General features: G+C 67.7%; 14 protein-coding genes. 5 read left to right on the top strand and 9 right to left on the bottom strand.

Going from position 1 to position 15,346, the window contains the following annotated elements; translation table 11 throughout:
- Window positions 1-64: 64 nt before the first annotated feature.
- Genes BST17_RS08235 through BST17_RS08250 form a run of 4 tightly spaced genes read left to right on the top strand, consistent with a single transcriptional unit; the run spans window position 65 to window position 3,905 of the window.
- Entirely contained in the window at window positions 65-883 is an 819-nt protein-coding gene (locus BST17_RS08235) for an enoyl-CoA hydratase/isomerase family protein (protein ID WP_083057128.1), read from the top strand.
- A gap of 9 nt (window positions 884-892) precedes the next feature.
- On the top strand, window positions 893-1,693 hold the full coding sequence (locus tag BST17_RS08240) for an enoyl-CoA hydratase/isomerase family protein (RefSeq protein WP_083056959.1): 801 nt from the start codon (window positions 893-895) through the stop codon (window positions 1,691-1,693).
- A 2-nt stretch (window positions 1,694-1,695) separates the two neighbouring features.
- Window positions 1,696-2,469, top strand: coding sequence for an enoyl-CoA hydratase/isomerase family protein (locus BST17_RS08245; protein ID WP_083056961.1), 774 nt, complete (start codon window positions 1,696-1,698; stop codon window positions 2,467-2,469).
- A complete protein-coding gene (locus tag BST17_RS08250; RefSeq protein ID WP_083056962.1) occupies window positions 2,469-3,905 on the top strand; it encodes a class I adenylate-forming enzyme family protein in 1,437 nt (478 codons plus the stop codon). Before BST17_RS08245 ends, BST17_RS08250 begins: the two co-directional genes overlap by 1 nt.
- Window positions 3,906-3,959: 54 nt before the next feature.
- On the opposite strand, the gene BST17_RS08255 is transcribed toward BST17_RS08250, so the two are convergent.
- From BST17_RS08255 to BST17_RS08275, 5 genes are all read right to left on the bottom strand, one after another.
- Entirely contained in the window at window positions 3,960-5,147 is a 1,188-nt protein-coding gene (locus BST17_RS08255) for a CaiB/BaiF CoA transferase family protein (RefSeq protein WP_083056964.1), read from the bottom strand.
- An 86-nt stretch (window positions 5,148-5,233) separates the two neighbouring features.
- Window positions 5,234-6,946: an HNH endonuclease signature motif containing protein gene (locus BST17_RS08260; RefSeq protein ID WP_083056966.1), complete on the bottom strand. Its 1,713-nt coding sequence runs from the start codon at window positions 6,944-6,946 to the stop codon at window positions 5,234-5,236.
- Window positions 6,947-7,102: 156 nt separating this feature from the next.
- Window positions 7,103-7,993 (bottom strand): alpha/beta hydrolase, encoded by an 891-nt coding sequence (locus BST17_RS08265; protein ID WP_083056967.1) that lies wholly within the window; start codon window positions 7,991-7,993, stop codon window positions 7,103-7,105.
- Window positions 7,990-8,583 (bottom strand): TetR/AcrR family transcriptional regulator, encoded by a 594-nt coding sequence (locus BST17_RS08270; protein WP_083056969.1) that lies wholly within the window; start codon window positions 8,581-8,583, stop codon window positions 7,990-7,992. Before BST17_RS08270 ends, BST17_RS08265 begins: the two co-directional genes overlap by 4 nt.
- Window positions 8,580-9,956: a flavin-containing monooxygenase gene (locus tag BST17_RS08275; RefSeq protein WP_083056971.1), complete on the bottom strand. Its 1,377-nt coding sequence runs from the start codon at window positions 9,954-9,956 to the stop codon at window positions 8,580-8,582. The genes BST17_RS08270 and BST17_RS08275 overlap by 4 nt, the downstream gene beginning before the upstream one ends.
- A gap of 169 nt (window positions 9,957-10,125) precedes the next feature.
- Between BST17_RS08275 and BST17_RS08280 the strand changes: the two genes are divergently transcribed.
- Window positions 10,126-11,427: a H(+)/Cl(-) exchange transporter ClcA gene (locus BST17_RS08280; RefSeq protein WP_083056973.1), complete on the top strand. Its 1,302-nt coding sequence runs from the start codon at window positions 10,126-10,128 to the stop codon at window positions 11,425-11,427.
- On the opposite strand, the gene BST17_RS08285 is transcribed toward BST17_RS08280, so the two are convergent.
- The 4 genes from BST17_RS08285 to fabG are packed head-to-tail and all read right to left on the bottom strand — an operon-like array spanning window position 11,428 to window position 15,279.
- Window positions 11,428-12,123 (bottom strand): GntR family transcriptional regulator, encoded by a 696-nt coding sequence (locus BST17_RS08285; protein ID WP_083056975.1) that lies wholly within the window; start codon window positions 12,121-12,123, stop codon window positions 11,428-11,430.
- On the bottom strand, window positions 12,107-13,297 hold the full coding sequence (locus BST17_RS08290; protein WP_083056977.1) for an acyl-CoA dehydrogenase family protein: 1,191 nt from the start codon (window positions 13,295-13,297) through the stop codon (window positions 12,107-12,109). Before BST17_RS08290 ends, BST17_RS08285 begins: the two co-directional genes overlap by 17 nt.
- A gap of 27 nt (window positions 13,298-13,324) precedes the next feature.
- Window positions 13,325-14,539 carry an acetyl-CoA C-acetyltransferase gene (locus tag BST17_RS08295; RefSeq protein WP_083056979.1) on the bottom strand — a complete coding sequence of 405 codons (1,215 nt, stop codon included), beginning with the start codon at window positions 14,537-14,539 and terminating at the stop codon, window positions 13,325-13,327.
- On the bottom strand, window positions 14,539-15,279 hold the full coding sequence (gene fabG, locus BST17_RS08300) for a 3-oxoacyl-ACP reductase FabG (RefSeq protein ID WP_083057131.1): 741 nt from the start codon (window positions 15,277-15,279) through the stop codon (window positions 14,539-14,541). Before fabG ends, BST17_RS08295 begins: the two co-directional genes overlap by 1 nt.
- Window positions 15,280-15,346: the final 67 nt, after the last annotated feature.

The following is a 15,346-nucleotide window of genomic DNA, read 5'->3' on the forward strand; positions in this document are numbered from 1 at the left end:
GACGACCTTTCCTTGCTAGCTTGTACAGGATAGTAACCGCATTGCCTACCGTATGGGCAACTGTATGGCTCGGGAAAGGTTCGGGTGCCAGGTGGGTGACGGTTCGGTGGACACCGCTCGCACGGGCTCGATCCTGCGTATCACCCTGAACCGTCCGCAGCGACGGAACTCGCTGGACCACAGCATGATCGACAGTCTCGTCGGCACCCTCACCGCGGCCGCCACCGATGACTCGTTGCGGGCGGTCCTGCTCACCGGCGGCGGTGCCGACTTCTGCGCGGGCGCCGACTGGGTGGCCACCAACTCCGGGACGCGTCCGCGCACCGGCGATCTGGTCCGCCGTATCCCGCACACCGCGCACCGGGTCATCGAACTGCTCGCCACCATCCAGCTGCCGGTGGTGTGCGCGGTCCGCGGCTGGGCCGTCGGCTTGGGCTGTAATCTGGCCCTGGCCGCGGATTTCACTGTCGCCGACACCGAGGCCACCTTCTGGGAACCATTCGTCACCCGCGGCTTCAGTCCCGACTCGGGGACCACCTGGCTGCTGCCCCGGTTGGCCGGCATCGCCCGGGCCAAACGGATGGTGTTGCTCGGGGAGCAGGTCAGCGGAGCGGACGCCGCCGACTGGGGTCTGATCCACGCCGCCGTTCCCACTGATGAGGTGGACAGCGCAGCCGAGGCGCTGGTGGCCCGGCTGGCCGGCGGCCCGACAGTCGCCATCGGACTGGCCAAACAGGCCATCGCCTTCGGTCAGCACGCCACCCTCGGCCAGGCCCTGAACCAGGAGTTGTCCAACCTCGAACTGTCCTGCCGCACGGCGGATTTCAAAGAGGGCCTGGCGGCGTTCACCGAGCGTCGCGATCCCGACTTCACAGGCCGCTGAAAGGTAGTCATGTACGACACCATCCGGTACGAGGTTCACGGCCGCACCGCGACGATCACGCTCGATCGCCCCGATGCCCTCAACGCGCTGTCGCCACACATGATCACCGAGTTACGCGATGCCTACCGGCGGGTCGAAGACGATGACGACGTCTGGCTGATGATCGTCACCGCCACCGGGCGTGCGTTCTGCACCGGCGCCGACGTGAGCGAGATCCCGGGCGACGGAAAGGTCGTCAACGAACGGCCCTACCTGTCCACCTACGAACAGTGGGAAGCCCCCCAGGAGGGCACTCCCCCATTTCGCACCATGACCAAGCCCGTGATCGTCGCCATCAACGGAATCTGTTGCGGTGCAGGCCTGGACTGGGTCACCACCGGCGATATCGTGATCGCCTCCGATCAGGCCACCTTCTTCGACCCGCATGTCAGCATCGGACTGGTCGCCGCCCGCGAGATGGTGCGGTTGGCCAAGGCACTACCGCGGTCGGTGGCGCTGCGCATGGCGTTGATGGGCAAGCACGAACGGATGACCGTCGAACGCGCCTATGAGCTGGGATTGATCACCGAGATCGTCGAACACTCCCGCCTGCTGGAGCGGGCCCGCGAGATCGCCGACACCGTGAACCGCAATGCTCCGCTGGCGGTGCGCGGGACGCGGTTGGCCATCCACAAGACTCTGGACCTGCCCCTGCACGAGGGCGAGATCCTCGCCGAGACGTTCCGGGAACGGGTCACCCGCACCGAGGACGCGCTGGAGGGTCCGCGCGCATTCGTCGAGAAGCGCACTCCGAACTGGCAGGCGCGGTAGGCATGGACACCATCCTGCTCGACGTCGATCACACCGTCCGGGTCGCGACGATCACGCTCAACCGTCCCGACGCACTGAACTCCTTCAACCGCGCCATGTGCCATGAGATGCGCGATGCCTGGCAGGCCATCAAGGAGGACGAGGACATCAACGCGGTGGTCCTGCGCGCGGCCGGCGACCGTGCCTTCAGTGCCGGCCTGGACGTGAAATCCCGCTACGGGCAACCCGATATCGTGTGGAACCACGAGGATCCGGGTGAACTGCTCAGCCCGAAATGGCAGAAGATGTGGAAGCCGGTGGTGTGCGCGGTGCACGGGATGTGCACCGCCGGCGCGCTGTATTTCGTCAACGAATCCGATGTGGTGATCTGCTCGCAGGACGCCACCTTCTTCGATTCACACGTCAGCGCCGGCCTGGTGTCGGCGTTGGAGCCCATCGGGTTGATGCGCCGGATCGGCCTCGGCGACACCCTGCGGATGGCGCTGCTGGGCAACGACGAACGGGTGAGCGCCGAGACGGCCCTGCGGATCGGTCTGGTCACCGAGGTGGTGGCGCGCGATGTGTTGTGGGACCGGGCAGCCGAGATCGCCGCGACGATCGCGGCAAAACCTCCCACCGCCACCCAGGGCACCGTCAAAGCGATCTGGGAGTCCCTGGACAAGCCGTACCGTGCCGCGATGGATCAGGGGCTGATCTACACCAGACTCGGCAATCCGATCGCCAAGGACGAACTCGCCGCCCGGCCACCGGCCAAGACCGTCCCGCGGATCCGCTGATGCGCCATCCGCTGTCGCGCCGGATCGGCACCGTCCTCGATCTGGACCCGTCGGCACCGGCGCTGCACTACGAGGGCGTCTGGTCGACGTGGGGTGAGCTCGGCACCCTGGCTCGACGGATCGGCGCGCTCGCCGGTACCCACCGCGTCGGGATCATGCTGCGTAATCAGCCCGCACACGTCGCCGCGCTGCTCGGCGTCCTGGAGGCCGGCGGCACCGTCGTGGTGATCAATCCGGCCCGCGGAGATGAGCGGACCCGCGCCGATATCAGCGCGCTCGCACTGCCGGTGATCATCGGAACGGCCGAGGATCACACCCGTCTCGTGACGCCGGCCGAGGGCACCCGGCAGATCATCATCTCCGGTCTGGACCACGACGCGTCGGTGACCGGTGCGCCGGCCGATGACGCCGGCCGTCCCGGTGTCGCGGTGTGGATGCTGACCAGCGGGACCACCGGACCGCCGAAGCGGGTCGACCTTACCTACGACATGCTGGCGCGCAGCGTTCTGGGCCACGAGCCGTGGCAAGATCTCACCGAGTTGCGTCGCGGGGTGGCCATCGTCAATTCGCCGCTGGTGCACATCGGCGGGGTGTTCCGAATCCTGCTGTGTGTCAGCGAGGCCCGCCCGTTCGTGCTGCTGCCGAAGTTCGAGCTGCGGCGCTGGGCCGATGCCGTGCGCGAACACCGGCCGCGGGCGGTCTCGCTGGTGCCCACCGCCTTGCGGATGGTGCTGCACTCCGAGTTGACCCGCGAGGATCTGGCGAGCGTACGGGTCGTCACCTCGGGCACCGCGCCGCTGGCGGCCGAGGACGCCGATGCGTTCGCCGAAAAGTTCGGCATCCCGGTGCTGACGTCCTACGCCGCCACCGAGTTCGGCGGCGGGGTGGCCTCCTGGACGCTGACCGACCACGAACGGTTCTGGACGAGCAAGCGCGGCAGCGTGGGCCGGGCGAATCCGGGCGCCCGGCTGCAGGTGGTCGACGAGGGCGGCGGTGAGCTGGGACCGGACACCCCCGGTCTGCTGGAGGTCAAACCGGCGCAGCTGGGCGCGGATGCGGACTGGATCCGCACCACCGACCTGGCCCGCATCGATGCCGATGGCTTCCTCTGGATCCTGGGCCGGGCCGACCAGGCGATCATCCGCGGTGGGTTCAAGGTGTTGCCTGATGACGTCCGCACCGCCCTGGAGAGTCACCCCGCCGTACGTGGCGCCGCCGTGATCGGTCGCGCCGACGAACGCCTGGGCGAGACGCCGGTGGCGATGGTCGAGTTACGGCGCCCGGTCACCGATGCCGAACTCGCCGAGTTCCTGGCCGGTCGACTGGCACGCTACGAGATTCCCACCGAGATCGCCGTCGTGGACGAGATCCCCCGCACTCCCTCGGGCAAGGCCGATCTCGGTGCGGTGCGAACACATTTCCACAGCCGTGCCTGAGCTGACGGACCTGGGCGGCGCGGGCCTTGACGAACGCCTGCGCGGACGCTGCACTCAGACGACGGCGTCCGTGCGTAGTCTCGCGATCTGGTCGGCGTCGTAACCGATCTCGCGCAGGACCTCGTCGGTGTGTTCGCCGAGCAACGGGGCGCGGTGCCGGATGCTGCCCGGGGTGGCCGACATGCGGAACGGTGTCTCGATGATCGGGACGTCGCGGGCGGCTCCGGGGAACGGGATCCGATGCAGGTAGCCCATCGCGGCGATGTGCGGATCGTCCAGGACATCTTGGGTCGAATGCAGCGGAGCGGCCGGCATCTTGGCCTTGTCCAGCAGGTCGAGCACCTCGGCCTTGGTCTTGTCGGCGCACCAGTCGGCCATGATGTCGTTGAGGATATCGCCGTTCTCCCAACGGATGTCATCGTCGGCGAACCGCGGGTCATCGATCAGATCCGCGCGGTCGACTAGTCGGCACCAGCGGGTGAACATCGGCCGGCCGGCCACCTGCAGCAGCACCCACTGACCGTCGGCGGTGCGGTACAGATCGCATGGGGCGACCGACGCGCCCCTGTTGCCCATCCGCGGCTTGTCCTTCTGCAGGAGCTCGCGTTCGATCAGGAAGGCATTGGACAGCATGAGGGCGGTCGGCAGCAGTGCGCCCTCCACGTGTTGCCCCTCGCCGGTGCGGTCGCGATGGTAGAGCGCCATCATGACGCCGATGGTGAGGGTGAGCGCGGTGCCGAAGTCGGTGTAGGGCACCACGGTTCGGATGGGTTGGTCCGGCAGACCCTGCCGGTACACCGCGCCCGACATGACCTGTCCCGCACCGTCGAAGCCGATCTTGTTGCTGTAGGGCCCGCCCTCCCCGTAGGCGGTGGCGCTGGCCAGGATGATATCGGGTTTGACGGCTCTGAGCGTGTCGTAATCCAGTCCGTTCGCCCGCATCCCGGCGGCCGGCATATTGGCGATCACGATGTCCGCGCGGGCCACCAGGCGGCGGGTGATCTCGGCTCCCGCAGCGGTGGTGGAATCCAGGGTGAGCGATCGTTTGTTGCGGTTGCACTGCAGGAATGTGCCGCCCTCGCCACCGTCGGTGACGGCCTGCACCCAGCGGTCCTCGCCGCCCTCCCGTTTCTCGACGCGCAGCACGTCGGCGCCCATGTCGGCCAGGATCGCGCTGCACCAGGGTGCGGCGATGAAGCGGCCGTAGTCGAGCACCCGAATCCCGTCGAGAACGCCTGCCATCGGCTGAGTCCATTCCGTCGAAGTATCGACTGTAAGTATTACAGTATGGCGACGTCGGACCGTTCGGGGTATGCCGGTATGCCGGACTACTGCTGGTCTTCCCCGGCGGATGGTTCGTCGAGGTGGCCGAACGGTTCCCGGAGGTGTCCCGGCAGTTCCTCCGGGCGACCCAGGAGTTCCTCGGGATGGAAGTGGTGATTGACGGTGTCGCCGCCGGTATCCATCAGGGGCGGCGGATACCAGTGCACGCGACCGGTATCGGGATCGATCTTTGTGGTCCAGCCCAGTTCGGCGAGTTGATTGTCCGGCGGGCAGCCCAGGCCCAGGGTGTTGGCATCGGTGCGGCCGCCGTTCTTCCAGCTGGGGTCGGCGTGGTGGGCCTGGCACTGATTGGCGCACCGAGTGCATCCGGGCCGGGTACAGCCGCGGTCGCGGTTGTACAGCAGCAGGCGCTGGGCTTTGGTGGCCAGCCGTTTGGTGCGGCCCATATATAGCGGTTCGGCGGTGTGTTTTCGGTACACCACCAGATAGTGGTACGCGTGTTCGGCCAGCCTGATCAGGTCGGGCATCGGCATCAGAACCCCGGTGCCGGTGACCGCAACGCCGGCGCCCTCCTCCAACTCGCGCAGCGTGGTGGACACCACCAGGGTCACCGGCAATCCACCATGACTGCCCAGGCGTTTGGACATGAGGGTGTCACGCAGGATGGCCTTGAGGGCATCATGATTGCGCTGAGATCGGGTACGGGAGTCGCGCGCGGCGGCGGTATCGGCCGGCGGCTCGAAGTCGAAGACCGGGCGAGGCTCGGCGTCCTGCGCCGTCGCCACCGCGTCCATCCGGTCGGCGAGTTCATCGGTGGGCAGCGGCCGTGTGTCGACCTCACAACCCGATCCGGCATCGGCTTGCGGCGGGGACGCGGCCGGCCAATCGGTGCTGCTGTCGGCCTCCGGCTTCGGATTCGGATCGGCGTGATCGCGCTCCGGCTGGACGTCGGTTGTCGGCGATACGTCCCCGCCGCTGTCCACGTCGATGTTGTCGAGTGGGTTGGGCTCGGGATTGGCCGCCGAGTCTGGATCCTCCGGATTGTTGACCCCGGGCCGGGCCCACACGTCGAGCGCGGTGCCCAGATAGGCGGCCAGCTCGGCGTCGACCCATCCACTGATATGGGTCAGACCGTCGGCATCCTGTTTGCCGATCCGCAGCCCGCGCTTGTGCCGGGCGAGGTCGGGTCCGTTGCCGTCCTGATTGAGCAGCATCAACGCCCGGGTGGCCGCCTCGGTGACGGTCTCGGGCGAACCGACCACCGCAACCGGGACCAGGATCTGCTCCAGCTCTGCGCATTTGGCGGGGCTGACATACTTCGCGGCCTCTTTCACCGCCTTGCGGATCACCGCGATGTGTCCGTCGTTGATGGTGCCTTCGGCCAGGGCCTGCGCACACACCGGCAGCAGCGGTGCTAGCGGTTCCCCACCAATGGCATGGCGCGGCCCGAGATCCTTGGCGGCCCTGATCCGGCGGCCCGCCTCGGCACCGGACAGCCGCATCCGGGTGGACAGCACATCCGCCCACGTTTTCCCACCGATCTCATGGGCCGTGGCCCGGCCCATCAACGCCGCCAGGATCCGGTGATCGATGGCCTCATCGGCGCGGGCACGCTCTTCGCGTTCGGACTGGATGGCCAACAACTCCGCGGTGTCGAAAGCCGTCAAATCGGCATCCAACAGCGCCTTCACCGACGCGGCGCGGTCGGACAACGCGGTCTGTACCGCGACCCGACTTCCCACCACGTCCGAACTCATGACCAAAACGCTAGTGCGGACCACCGACAAAGAAGGCCACTTTGTGACACGAGTGATAAACGGGGCCAAAGAAATTCGTGTCGCTCGAATGTCGCTTGCCAGGCGGGCGACTCCAGGGCGACGTGCCCGCGGCGCTCACTGCGCCAGGCGGGCAACTCAGACCAGAAGCACCCGCCGCAGGAACGCCAATTGATCCCCCACGGTCTTGTCGAACCAGTCATTGCCCGGCCACACGTCGAAGTGATCACAGGCATACCGGTGCACCTGCGCCCTGGCCGCCTCCGCCGTCTTCGCCACCGCCCCGGCCGGCACGAACCGGTCGAAGTCTCCGATCTGCACCAGCACCGGGCAGCGCACGCGGCGGGCGGCGGCCTTGACGTTCAGCCTGCCCAATTCCATCCCGACCGAGGAGTCGACCTCGTTGCGCCAGCTGGGTCCGGCCATCGCGAGATAACTCTCGTAGGCACCCGACAGGGTCAAGGCGCCCGGCTCCCCCGGCCGCCCGACGATCGGCATCAGCGTGGCCGTGCCGCCGCGGGCCACCGCCAGCCTGCTGCGCACGCCGGTCGCCGTCCAGCGCAGCGCGGTCAACACATCGCGCTCGCTGACCGCGGCCCGGCCGGCGGCGAGTCCTGATGTCAACGGTGTCAGGGCGATCACGGCGGCCACATCGGGCAGATCCGCGGCCACCTGCAACACGTGTCCGCCCGACATCGACGCGCCCCACAACGCGACCCGCGCCGGATCCACGCCGGGCAACCTGGACGCGAAGGCGACGGCGTTGCGGAAGTCGGCGAGCTGGCGTATCAGCGAGATGGTCTGTCGCGGTGAGCCTTCGGACGTGCCGAAACCGCGATAGTCGAAGGCCAGCACGTCGATGCCGGCGTCGGCGAAGCGCTGCGCGAACGGTTCGAGACCGGAGTCCTTCGTTCCGCCGAAACCGTGCGCCATGACCACGACCGGGCGGTCCGCGTCACCGGCCGCCTGGAAATGCCAACCGCTACAGCGTGTTCCGTCCGAGGTGAACCACACCTCGCGATAGCTCATCGCAGCTCTCCGAAGATCGTGCTCAGCCACACCGCTGCCGCGCCGTCCAACAGTTGTTCGCGGGACAGTCGGCCGCCCAGGATGAATCGCTCGAGCAGTCGATCGTTGAATTCCAACAGGACCGTCGCCAGCACCTCGGGATCCGGGGCGTCACGTTCGGTGCGGATCAGTTCGGCCACCGACGGGATGAAGGCATCGCGCGCGTCATCCCAGATTTGGCGGACCGTCGCACTCGATCCGCGCGCCTCCAGCATCGCGTTGAAGACGTGCCGGTACCGGTCGCAGGTGTCGAACAGACCGCGCAGCATCGCGTAGACCCGGTCACGCGGGGAATCGGTTCCGGTGGTGAACTCCTCGTTGACGACGAAGGTTTCGTTGACCATCCGCTCCATGAGCGCAGCGACCGCGGCCGCCTTGTTCTCGAAGTAGAAGTAGAACGCCGACCGGGTCACACCGGCCTGCGCGGTGATCTCGGCGACGTTGATCGCGTCGAGGTTGGACTCCTTGAGCCACCGGTCCAGCGAGTCGAGGATGGCCTCGCGCCGTTCGTCGCTGCGCAGTGCGGGCCGGCGATCGGTGGGCGACCTCATACCCGAACCTCGGTCGCCGGGGCAGCTGTCGCCGACCCGGCGACTGCGGCGCGGCGAATACCCGCCGGGATCTCCTTGGTCCGGATGTCGTGCTCGTAGTAGAAGTAGTCCACCTGCTGGGTGTGCCGGGGACGGTTGGTGCAGTGCCCGGCATGCAATTGCTGGTCGGCGTCGATCACCCGTTCCATCTCGGCGGCCGGCGGCAGTGCGTATCTGCCCGCGGCATAGGCAGCCAGCAGGCGGGCCTGGCATTCGACGAACGGGAACAGCGTCGGGATGGCCTGCGCGAAGCCGATGAAGACCAGGTCCTCGAAGCCGGGCTTGAACATCCGCTTGTACAACCGGATCTGGTTGTCCGGTGCGCTGATCAGCTCCGGATCGAAGAACGGGAAGGTGATGTTGTACCCGGTCGCATAGATGATGACGTCGAACTGATCGGACGTCCCGTCCTCGAAGTGCACGGTGTCGCCATCGAGCAAGCGGACGTTCGGCTTCGGGATCACATCTCCCGAACCCAGCCGCAGCGGCAGCTCGACCGACTGGGTCGGATGCGCCTCGAACAGTTTGTGATTGGCCGGCGGCAGGCCGTATTTCGTCGGGTCCGCACCTACCAGCGGTGCCAGCAGCTGCGCCGCCTTACGCTGCCAGGACAGCGGAATGTGCGGATTGGTCTTGAAGATCTTGTCCCCCGGCTGACCGGCCAGGTACTTCGGCACGATCCACGCACTGGAGCGGGTCGACAGGGTGACCTTGTTCTGCAGGGTCTTCGACGACAGTTCGACGGTGATATCGGCTGCGCTGTTGCCGATGCCGACCACCAGGATGCGTTTGCCGGTCAGCGCCAACGGGGTCTGTGGGTCCACATAGTGATGGGAATGAATGGATTCCCCGTCGAAGGTCCCGGGGAAGGATGCCCACCGGGCGTCCCAGTGGTGGCCGTTGCCGACGACGAGCAGGTCGAATTCGCGGACGGAACCGGCCTGGTCGACGATCAACCAACCGCCGCCCTCGCGTCGGCGGGCTGACACCACCGCATTGTTGAACTCGATGTTGTCCAGCAGTCCGAAGGCGTCGGCGTAGGAGTCGAGGTAGGCCTTGATGTCCGAATGGTGCGGAAAGGACGGGTAGTGCTCCGGCATCGGAAAGTCCTTGAAGGACAGGCGGTGTTTGGAGGTGTCGATGTGCAGTGACCGGTAGGCGCTGCTCATCCCATTCGGGTTCTCGAATGCCCAATTGCCACCGATCCGGTCGGAGACCTCAAACGTGGTGTACGGGACGCCGTAGTCCTTGAGCATCTTGCCCGATGTCAGGCCGCTGATCCCGGCGCCGATGACCGCTGTGCGGGGCGGTTTGTCGACGAAGGTGGTGGTCACGGCATGCTCCCGTCGCTGCGCTCGCCCCGGCGAGCTGCTCACACTCTGCCCGCCGGACGCTATCAGCGCATTTGACGTGCGTCAACGAATTCTGACGAGCGTCAACCAGGCGACCCGCTCCCCCCGACGTGCCGCCGAACGGCCCAACCAGGGGTACCGTCGCAACATCATGACGGCCGAGCCGCACCCGCCCCCGCCACGGTCGCCCGGGCTCGTACGGGTCTGCGTCGCCGCGGCGATCGCCGGCGTCGGCATCGGCTTCCTCGGTGGCGCTTTCCGATGGTGCCTGGAACGCGCCGATATCCTGCGCGGTGACCTGGTCGACTGGGCGCAGCGGCTGCCCGGGCCGGGCTGGCTCGTGCCGATGCTCGCCGCTGCCGCCGGTGCCGCCCTCGCCGCCGCAATCGTCCGGCGGATCCCGTTGGCCGCCGGCAGCGGTATCCAACACGTCGAGGCGGTGCACCGTGGTGACGCCGAGCCTGCGCTGCCGACGCTGCTGCCCGCGAAGTTCGTCGGCGGCGTGTTGGCCATCGGATCCGGCCTGGTCCTGGGCCGCGAAGGCCCGACGGTGCACATGGGTGCGGCGCTGGGGGCCGAGGCGGCCCGGCGTGGCCGGCTGCCCGACCAGGACGTGCGGATGCTGCAGGCGGCGCTCGGCGGCGCCGGCCTGGCCGTCGCATTCAACGCACCGTTGGCCGGCGTGCTGTTCACCCTGGAGGAGGTCACGAAGTCGGTGCGGCTGCGGACGGTGCTGGCCACCGTCGCCGCCACGGCCACCGCCGTCGCGTGCTCCCGGCTCGTCACCGGCGACGAGCCGGATTTCGACGTCGGAAGCGTTGTGTCGCCCAGCCTTTCGTGGCTGCCGCTGTTCATCGTCTTCGGGCTTCTGACCGGCGTACTCGGTGTCCTCTACAACCGGTTGGTGCTGGGTTTCCTCGACGGGGCGGCACGCATCTCCCGGGTGCCTGCGGTGGCGCGTGCGGCGGCAATCGGGGCGATCATCGGGCTGGTGACCTTCGTCGAGCCACTCGCCAGCGGCGGCGGGGACACCCTGAACCAACTGCTGCTCGACGCCGACTCGGTGGTGTTGTGGTCGGTGGCCGGGTTCCTCGCCGTGCGGTTCGTCGCCGGCCCGCTGTCCTACGCGGCGGCGGTGCCGGGCGGTCTGTTCGCGCCGCTCCTGGCCATCGGCACACTGTGGGGCGTGCTGTTCCTCGGGGTGTTCGACGCGGTGTGGCCCGGTGCGCACGCCGACCTGGCGATCCCGATCGCGATCGTCGGGATGACGGCGTTCTTCGGAGCCACGGTCCGGGCACCGCTCACCGCGATCGTCGTCGTCGCCGAGATGACCGCCACGACAACGGTCGCGGTGCCGATGCTGGCCGCCACGGCAGCCGCGGTGCTGGTCGCCGAGGGGCTGCGGTGCCCGCCGATCTATGACAGCTTGCGGCAGCGGATGCCGCGCACGTGATCAGCCGGCGCCGGCATCCTCGGTGATCACGCCACGTGCGATCAGGTGCTCGGTCAGCGGGGTCACGCCAACGGTGAAGTGTTCGGCCATCGCCGACCGGGCCGCGTCCGGATCACGGCGCTCCAGGGCGTCGATCACGCGACGGTGGTCCCTGATCGACTGTGCGGGCCAGCCTTCCAGCGTGGGGAACACCGACTCCGGCTGATAGCGGGTGATGCCGGACATGAACTGGGTGAGCTTGGGTGAGGCCGCGGCGACGTTGATCAACCGGTGATACTCGTGGTTGAGCCGGACGGTGCGGTCCGGATCGGTGTCCTGGTAGGCCCGCTCGAGGCTGTCCTGGATGGACTTGAGCTCCGAAAGCTGTTCGGTGCTGATGTTCTCGGCCGCACGTGCGGCCAGCTCGCCGCCGACATAGGCCTGCACGTTGGCGACATCGGCCAGGTCGCGGGCGGTGAACTCCAGCACCATGAACCCCCGGCGCGGGTGCTGCACCAGCAGCCCCTCGGCCCGCAGGTTCAGCAGCGCCTCCCGCACCGGGGTGACACTGATACCCAGATCGGCCGCGAGTTGGTCCAGGCGCAGGTATTCCCCGGCCGGATAGGTGCCGTCGAATATCCGGCGCCGGACCACCCGGGCGACGTCATCGGACAGTTGCGGGCGGGCCGTGAAGTCGGGCTCAGAGCCGATACTCATCGAGGAGATTCTTGCTGATGATGGTCTTCTGGATCTCGCTGGTGCCCTCGCCGATCAGCAGGAACGGCGAGTCGCGCATCAGCCGCTCGATCTCGTATTCCTTGGAATAGCCATACCCGCCGTGGATCCGGAAGCTCTGCTGGGTCACCTCGGCGCAGAACTCACTGGCCAGATACTTGGCCATCCCGGCGGCGACGTCGTTACGCTCACCGGAGTCCTTGAGCCGGGCGGCATTGACCATCATCAGGTGCGCGGCCTCGACCTTGGTCGCCATCTCGGCGAGCTGGAAGGCGATGGCCTGATGCCCGGCGATCGGCTTGCCGAACGTCTCCCGTTGCTGCGCATACCGGATCGCCAACTCGAACGCCCGGATGCCGACACCGCAGGCCCGCGCGGAGACGTTCACCCGACCGACCTCGATACCATCCATCATCTGGACGAAACCCGTGCCGGGCGCCGCCCCGAGCACGTCGTCGGACGACGCCCGGTAGCCGTCGAAGATCAGCTCGGTGGTGTCGATGCCCTTGTAGCCGAGCTTGTCGATCTTGCCGGGGATGGTCAGCCCGGGCGCCACCTCGCCGAAACCGGCCGGCTTCTCGATCAGGAAAGCTGTCAGGTTGCGGTGCGGTTTGTCCGCTCCCTCATCGGTTTTGACCAGCGCGGCCACCAGCGTGGAGCTGCCACCGTTGGTCAGCCACATCTTCTGGCCGGTGATCAGGTAATCATCCCCGTCGCGCACAGCCTTGGTGCGGATCGCCGCGACGTCGGAACCCAACTCGGGTTCGGACATCGAGAACGCCCCGCGCACCTCGCCGGTCGCCATCCGCGGCAGATACCGCTGCTTCTGGGCGTCGGTGCCGTGCTGGCGGATCATGTACGCGACGATGAAGTGGGTGTTGATGACACCGGACACGCTCATCCAGCCGCGGGCCAGTTCCTCGACGCACAGTGCGTAGGTCAGCAGCGACTCCCCCAGCCCGCCGTACTCCTCGGGGATCATCAGGCCGAACAGACCCATGTCCCGCATCTGGTCGACGATGTGCTGCGGATAGGTGTCCGAATGCTCCAGCTCCTGGGCGTTCGGGATGATCTCCTTGTCCACGAATTGGCGTACCGTGGCGACGATCTCCGCCTGGACGTCGGTGAGACCGGCAGTCTGTGCCAACTTAGTCATGGGCGATCCCGCTCCGCTTCTCGCTGGTCATACCGCAACTCTTTCGAACACGGCGGCCAGGCCCTGCCCGCCACCGATACACATGGTCTCCAGCCCGTAGCGGGCACCGCGCAGGTCGAGTTCGCGGGCCAGCGTGGCCAGCATCCGTCCGCCGGTCGCCCCGACCGGATGTCCGAGTGAGATCCCGGACCCACGCACATTGGTGCGCTCGAAGTCGGATTCGCCGAACTTCCACTCCCTGGTGCAGGCCAGCGCCTGCGCGGCGAAGGCTTCGTTGAGTTCGATCAGGTCCATGTCCGCCAGCGACAGGCCCGCCCTGTCCAGCGCCCGGGCAGTGGCCGGCACGGGACCGATTCCCATGATGTCGGGTGCGACACCGGCGACCGCCCAGGACACCATTCGGACAAGCGGTTTCAGCCCGAGGTCAGCGGCCCGCTCAGGGGTGGTGACGATGCACATGGACGCCGCGTCGTTCTGCCCGCTGGAGTTGCCTGCGGTGACCGTGGCATCGGGGTCGGTCTTGCCCAGCACGGGGCGCAGTTTGGCCAACGCCTCGACAGAGGTGTCCGCGCGCGGGTGCTCGTCGGTGGAGATGACCTGCTCGCCGGCGCGCGAGGACACCGTGACCGCGATGATCTCCTCGGCCAGCACTCCGCTGTCCTGCGCGGCGACGGCCTTCTGATGGGAGCGCACCGCGAGTTCGTCCTGTTCGGTGCGCGAGATGTTGTACTGACGCCGCAGATTTTCCGCGGTCTCCAGCATGCCGCCGGGCACGGGATGGAACCTGCCGCCGGCGGTGACGCGCCCGCGGGCCAGTCCGTCGTGCACCGTGATGCCGCCCCGGGCCCCACCCCAGCGCATGTCGGTGGAGTGGAAGGCGACATTGCTCATCGACTCCGCGCCGCCGGCGATCACGAGATCGCTGTTGCCGCTGCCGACCTGCAGGGCGGCCTGGATGACGGCCTGCAGGCCCGAACCGCAGCGCCGGTCGATCTGCATGCCGGGGACGGTGATCGGAAGTCCCGCGTCCAACGCGACCACCCGCCCGATGGCGGGCGCTTCGGGCGAGGGATAGCAGTGCCCGAGCACGACATCGTCGACGGCGTCGGGCTGCACCCCGGTGCGCTGCAGCAGCCCCTGCAGGGCGGCCACTCCGAGCTCGACAGCGGTCAACGATGCGAACATGCCGCCGTAGCGGCCGATCGGGGTGCGGACCGGCTCACAGATCACGGCGGTGCGCATCAGATGTGCCGCCCGCCGGTCACTTCCAGCACGGTCCCGGTCATGTACGACGACAGGTCCGAGGCCAGGAAGAGGGCGACGGAGGCGACCTCGCTGGGTTCGGCCGCCCGGCCCATCGGGATCTCGGCCAGCTTCTGGTCCCAGATGCGTTGCGGCATGGCCTCGGTCATCGCCGACCGGATGAGTCCCGGCTGGATCGCGTTGACCCGCACCCCGAGGTGCGCCACCTCCTTGGCGGCCGCCTTGGTCAGGCCGACGATACCGGCCTTGGCGGCCGAATAGTTGGTCTGTCCGACCAGGCCGACCTTGCCGGAGATCGACGAGATGTTGACGATGGCACCGCTTTTGGCTTCGCGCATGATGCCGGCGGCCAGCCGGGTGCCGTTCCACGATCCCTTGAGGTGCACCGCGATCACCTGGTCGAACTGCTCCTCGGTCATCTTGCGCATGGTGGCATCGCGGGTGATACCCGCGTTGTTGACCATGACGTCGAGACTGCCGAAGCGCTCGACCGCGGCGCCGACGAGCTCGGTGACCTGGCCGGCATCGGTGACATCGCACCGCACCGCCGTGGCGACCCCGGCCCCGCCGAGTGCGGTGACGGCGGCCTCGGTGGCGTCGGGGTCGAGATCCCCGAGGACCACCCGGGCGCCCTCGGCGACGAAGCGTTGCGCGATGGCGAAACCGATTCCCTGCGCACCACCGGTGATCACCGCGGTCCGACCGTCCAACAGAGCCATGAAGGCACCCTCCTCAAGCGCGAGCTGTCCCAAACATAAAATATGATATTTCCAGGATCAAACCACA

The sequence above is a fragment of the Mycolicibacterium bacteremicum genome, assembly GCF_002086115.1.
GTDB classification, from domain to species: Bacteria; Actinomycetota; Actinomycetes; order Mycobacteriales; family Mycobacteriaceae; genus Mycobacterium; species Mycobacterium bacteremicum.

Excerpts from the sequence above, each read along its gene's own strand:
- BST17_RS08235 (WP_083057128.1), top strand. The coding sequence starts at position 65 with ATGGCTCGGGAAAGGTTCGGGTGCCAGGTGGGTGACGGTTCGGTGGAC.
- BST17_RS08240 (WP_083056959.1), top strand. The coding sequence starts at position 893 with ATGTACGACACCATCCGGTACGAGGTTCACGGCCGCACCGCGACGATC.
- BST17_RS08245 (WP_083056961.1), top strand. The coding sequence starts at position 1,696 with ATGGACACCATCCTGCTCGACGTCGATCACACCGTCCGGGTCGCGACG.
- BST17_RS08250 (WP_083056962.1), top strand. The coding sequence starts at position 2,469 with ATGCGCCATCCGCTGTCGCGCCGGATCGGCACCGTCCTCGATCTGGAC.
- BST17_RS08255 (WP_083056964.1), bottom strand. The coding sequence starts at position 5,147 with ATGGCAGGCGTTCTCGACGGGATTCGGGTGCTCGACTACGGCCGCTTC.
- BST17_RS08260 (WP_083056966.1), bottom strand. The coding sequence starts at position 6,946 with ATGAGTTCGGACGTGGTGGGAAGTCGGGTCGCGGTACAGACCGCGTTG.
- BST17_RS08265 (WP_083056967.1), bottom strand. The coding sequence starts at position 7,993 with ATGAGCTATCGCGAGGTGTGGTTCACCTCGGACGGAACACGCTGTAGC.
- BST17_RS08270 (WP_083056969.1), bottom strand. The coding sequence starts at position 8,583 with ATGAGGTCGCCCACCGATCGCCGGCCCGCACTGCGCAGCGACGAACGG.
- BST17_RS08280 (WP_083056973.1), top strand. The coding sequence starts at position 10,126 with ATGACGGCCGAGCCGCACCCGCCCCCGCCACGGTCGCCCGGGCTCGTA.
- BST17_RS08285 (WP_083056975.1), bottom strand. The coding sequence starts at position 12,123 with ATGAGTATCGGCTCTGAGCCCGACTTCACGGCCCGCCCGCAACTGTCC.
- BST17_RS08290 (WP_083056977.1), bottom strand. The coding sequence starts at position 13,297 with ATGACTAAGTTGGCACAGACTGCCGGTCTCACCGACGTCCAGGCGGAG.
- BST17_RS08295 (WP_083056979.1), bottom strand. The coding sequence starts at position 14,539 with ATGCGCACCGCCGTGATCTGTGAGCCGGTCCGCACCCCGATCGGCCGC.
- fabG (WP_083057131.1), bottom strand. The coding sequence starts at position 15,279 with ATGGCTCTGTTGGACGGTCGGACCGCGGTGATCACCGGTGGTGCGCAG.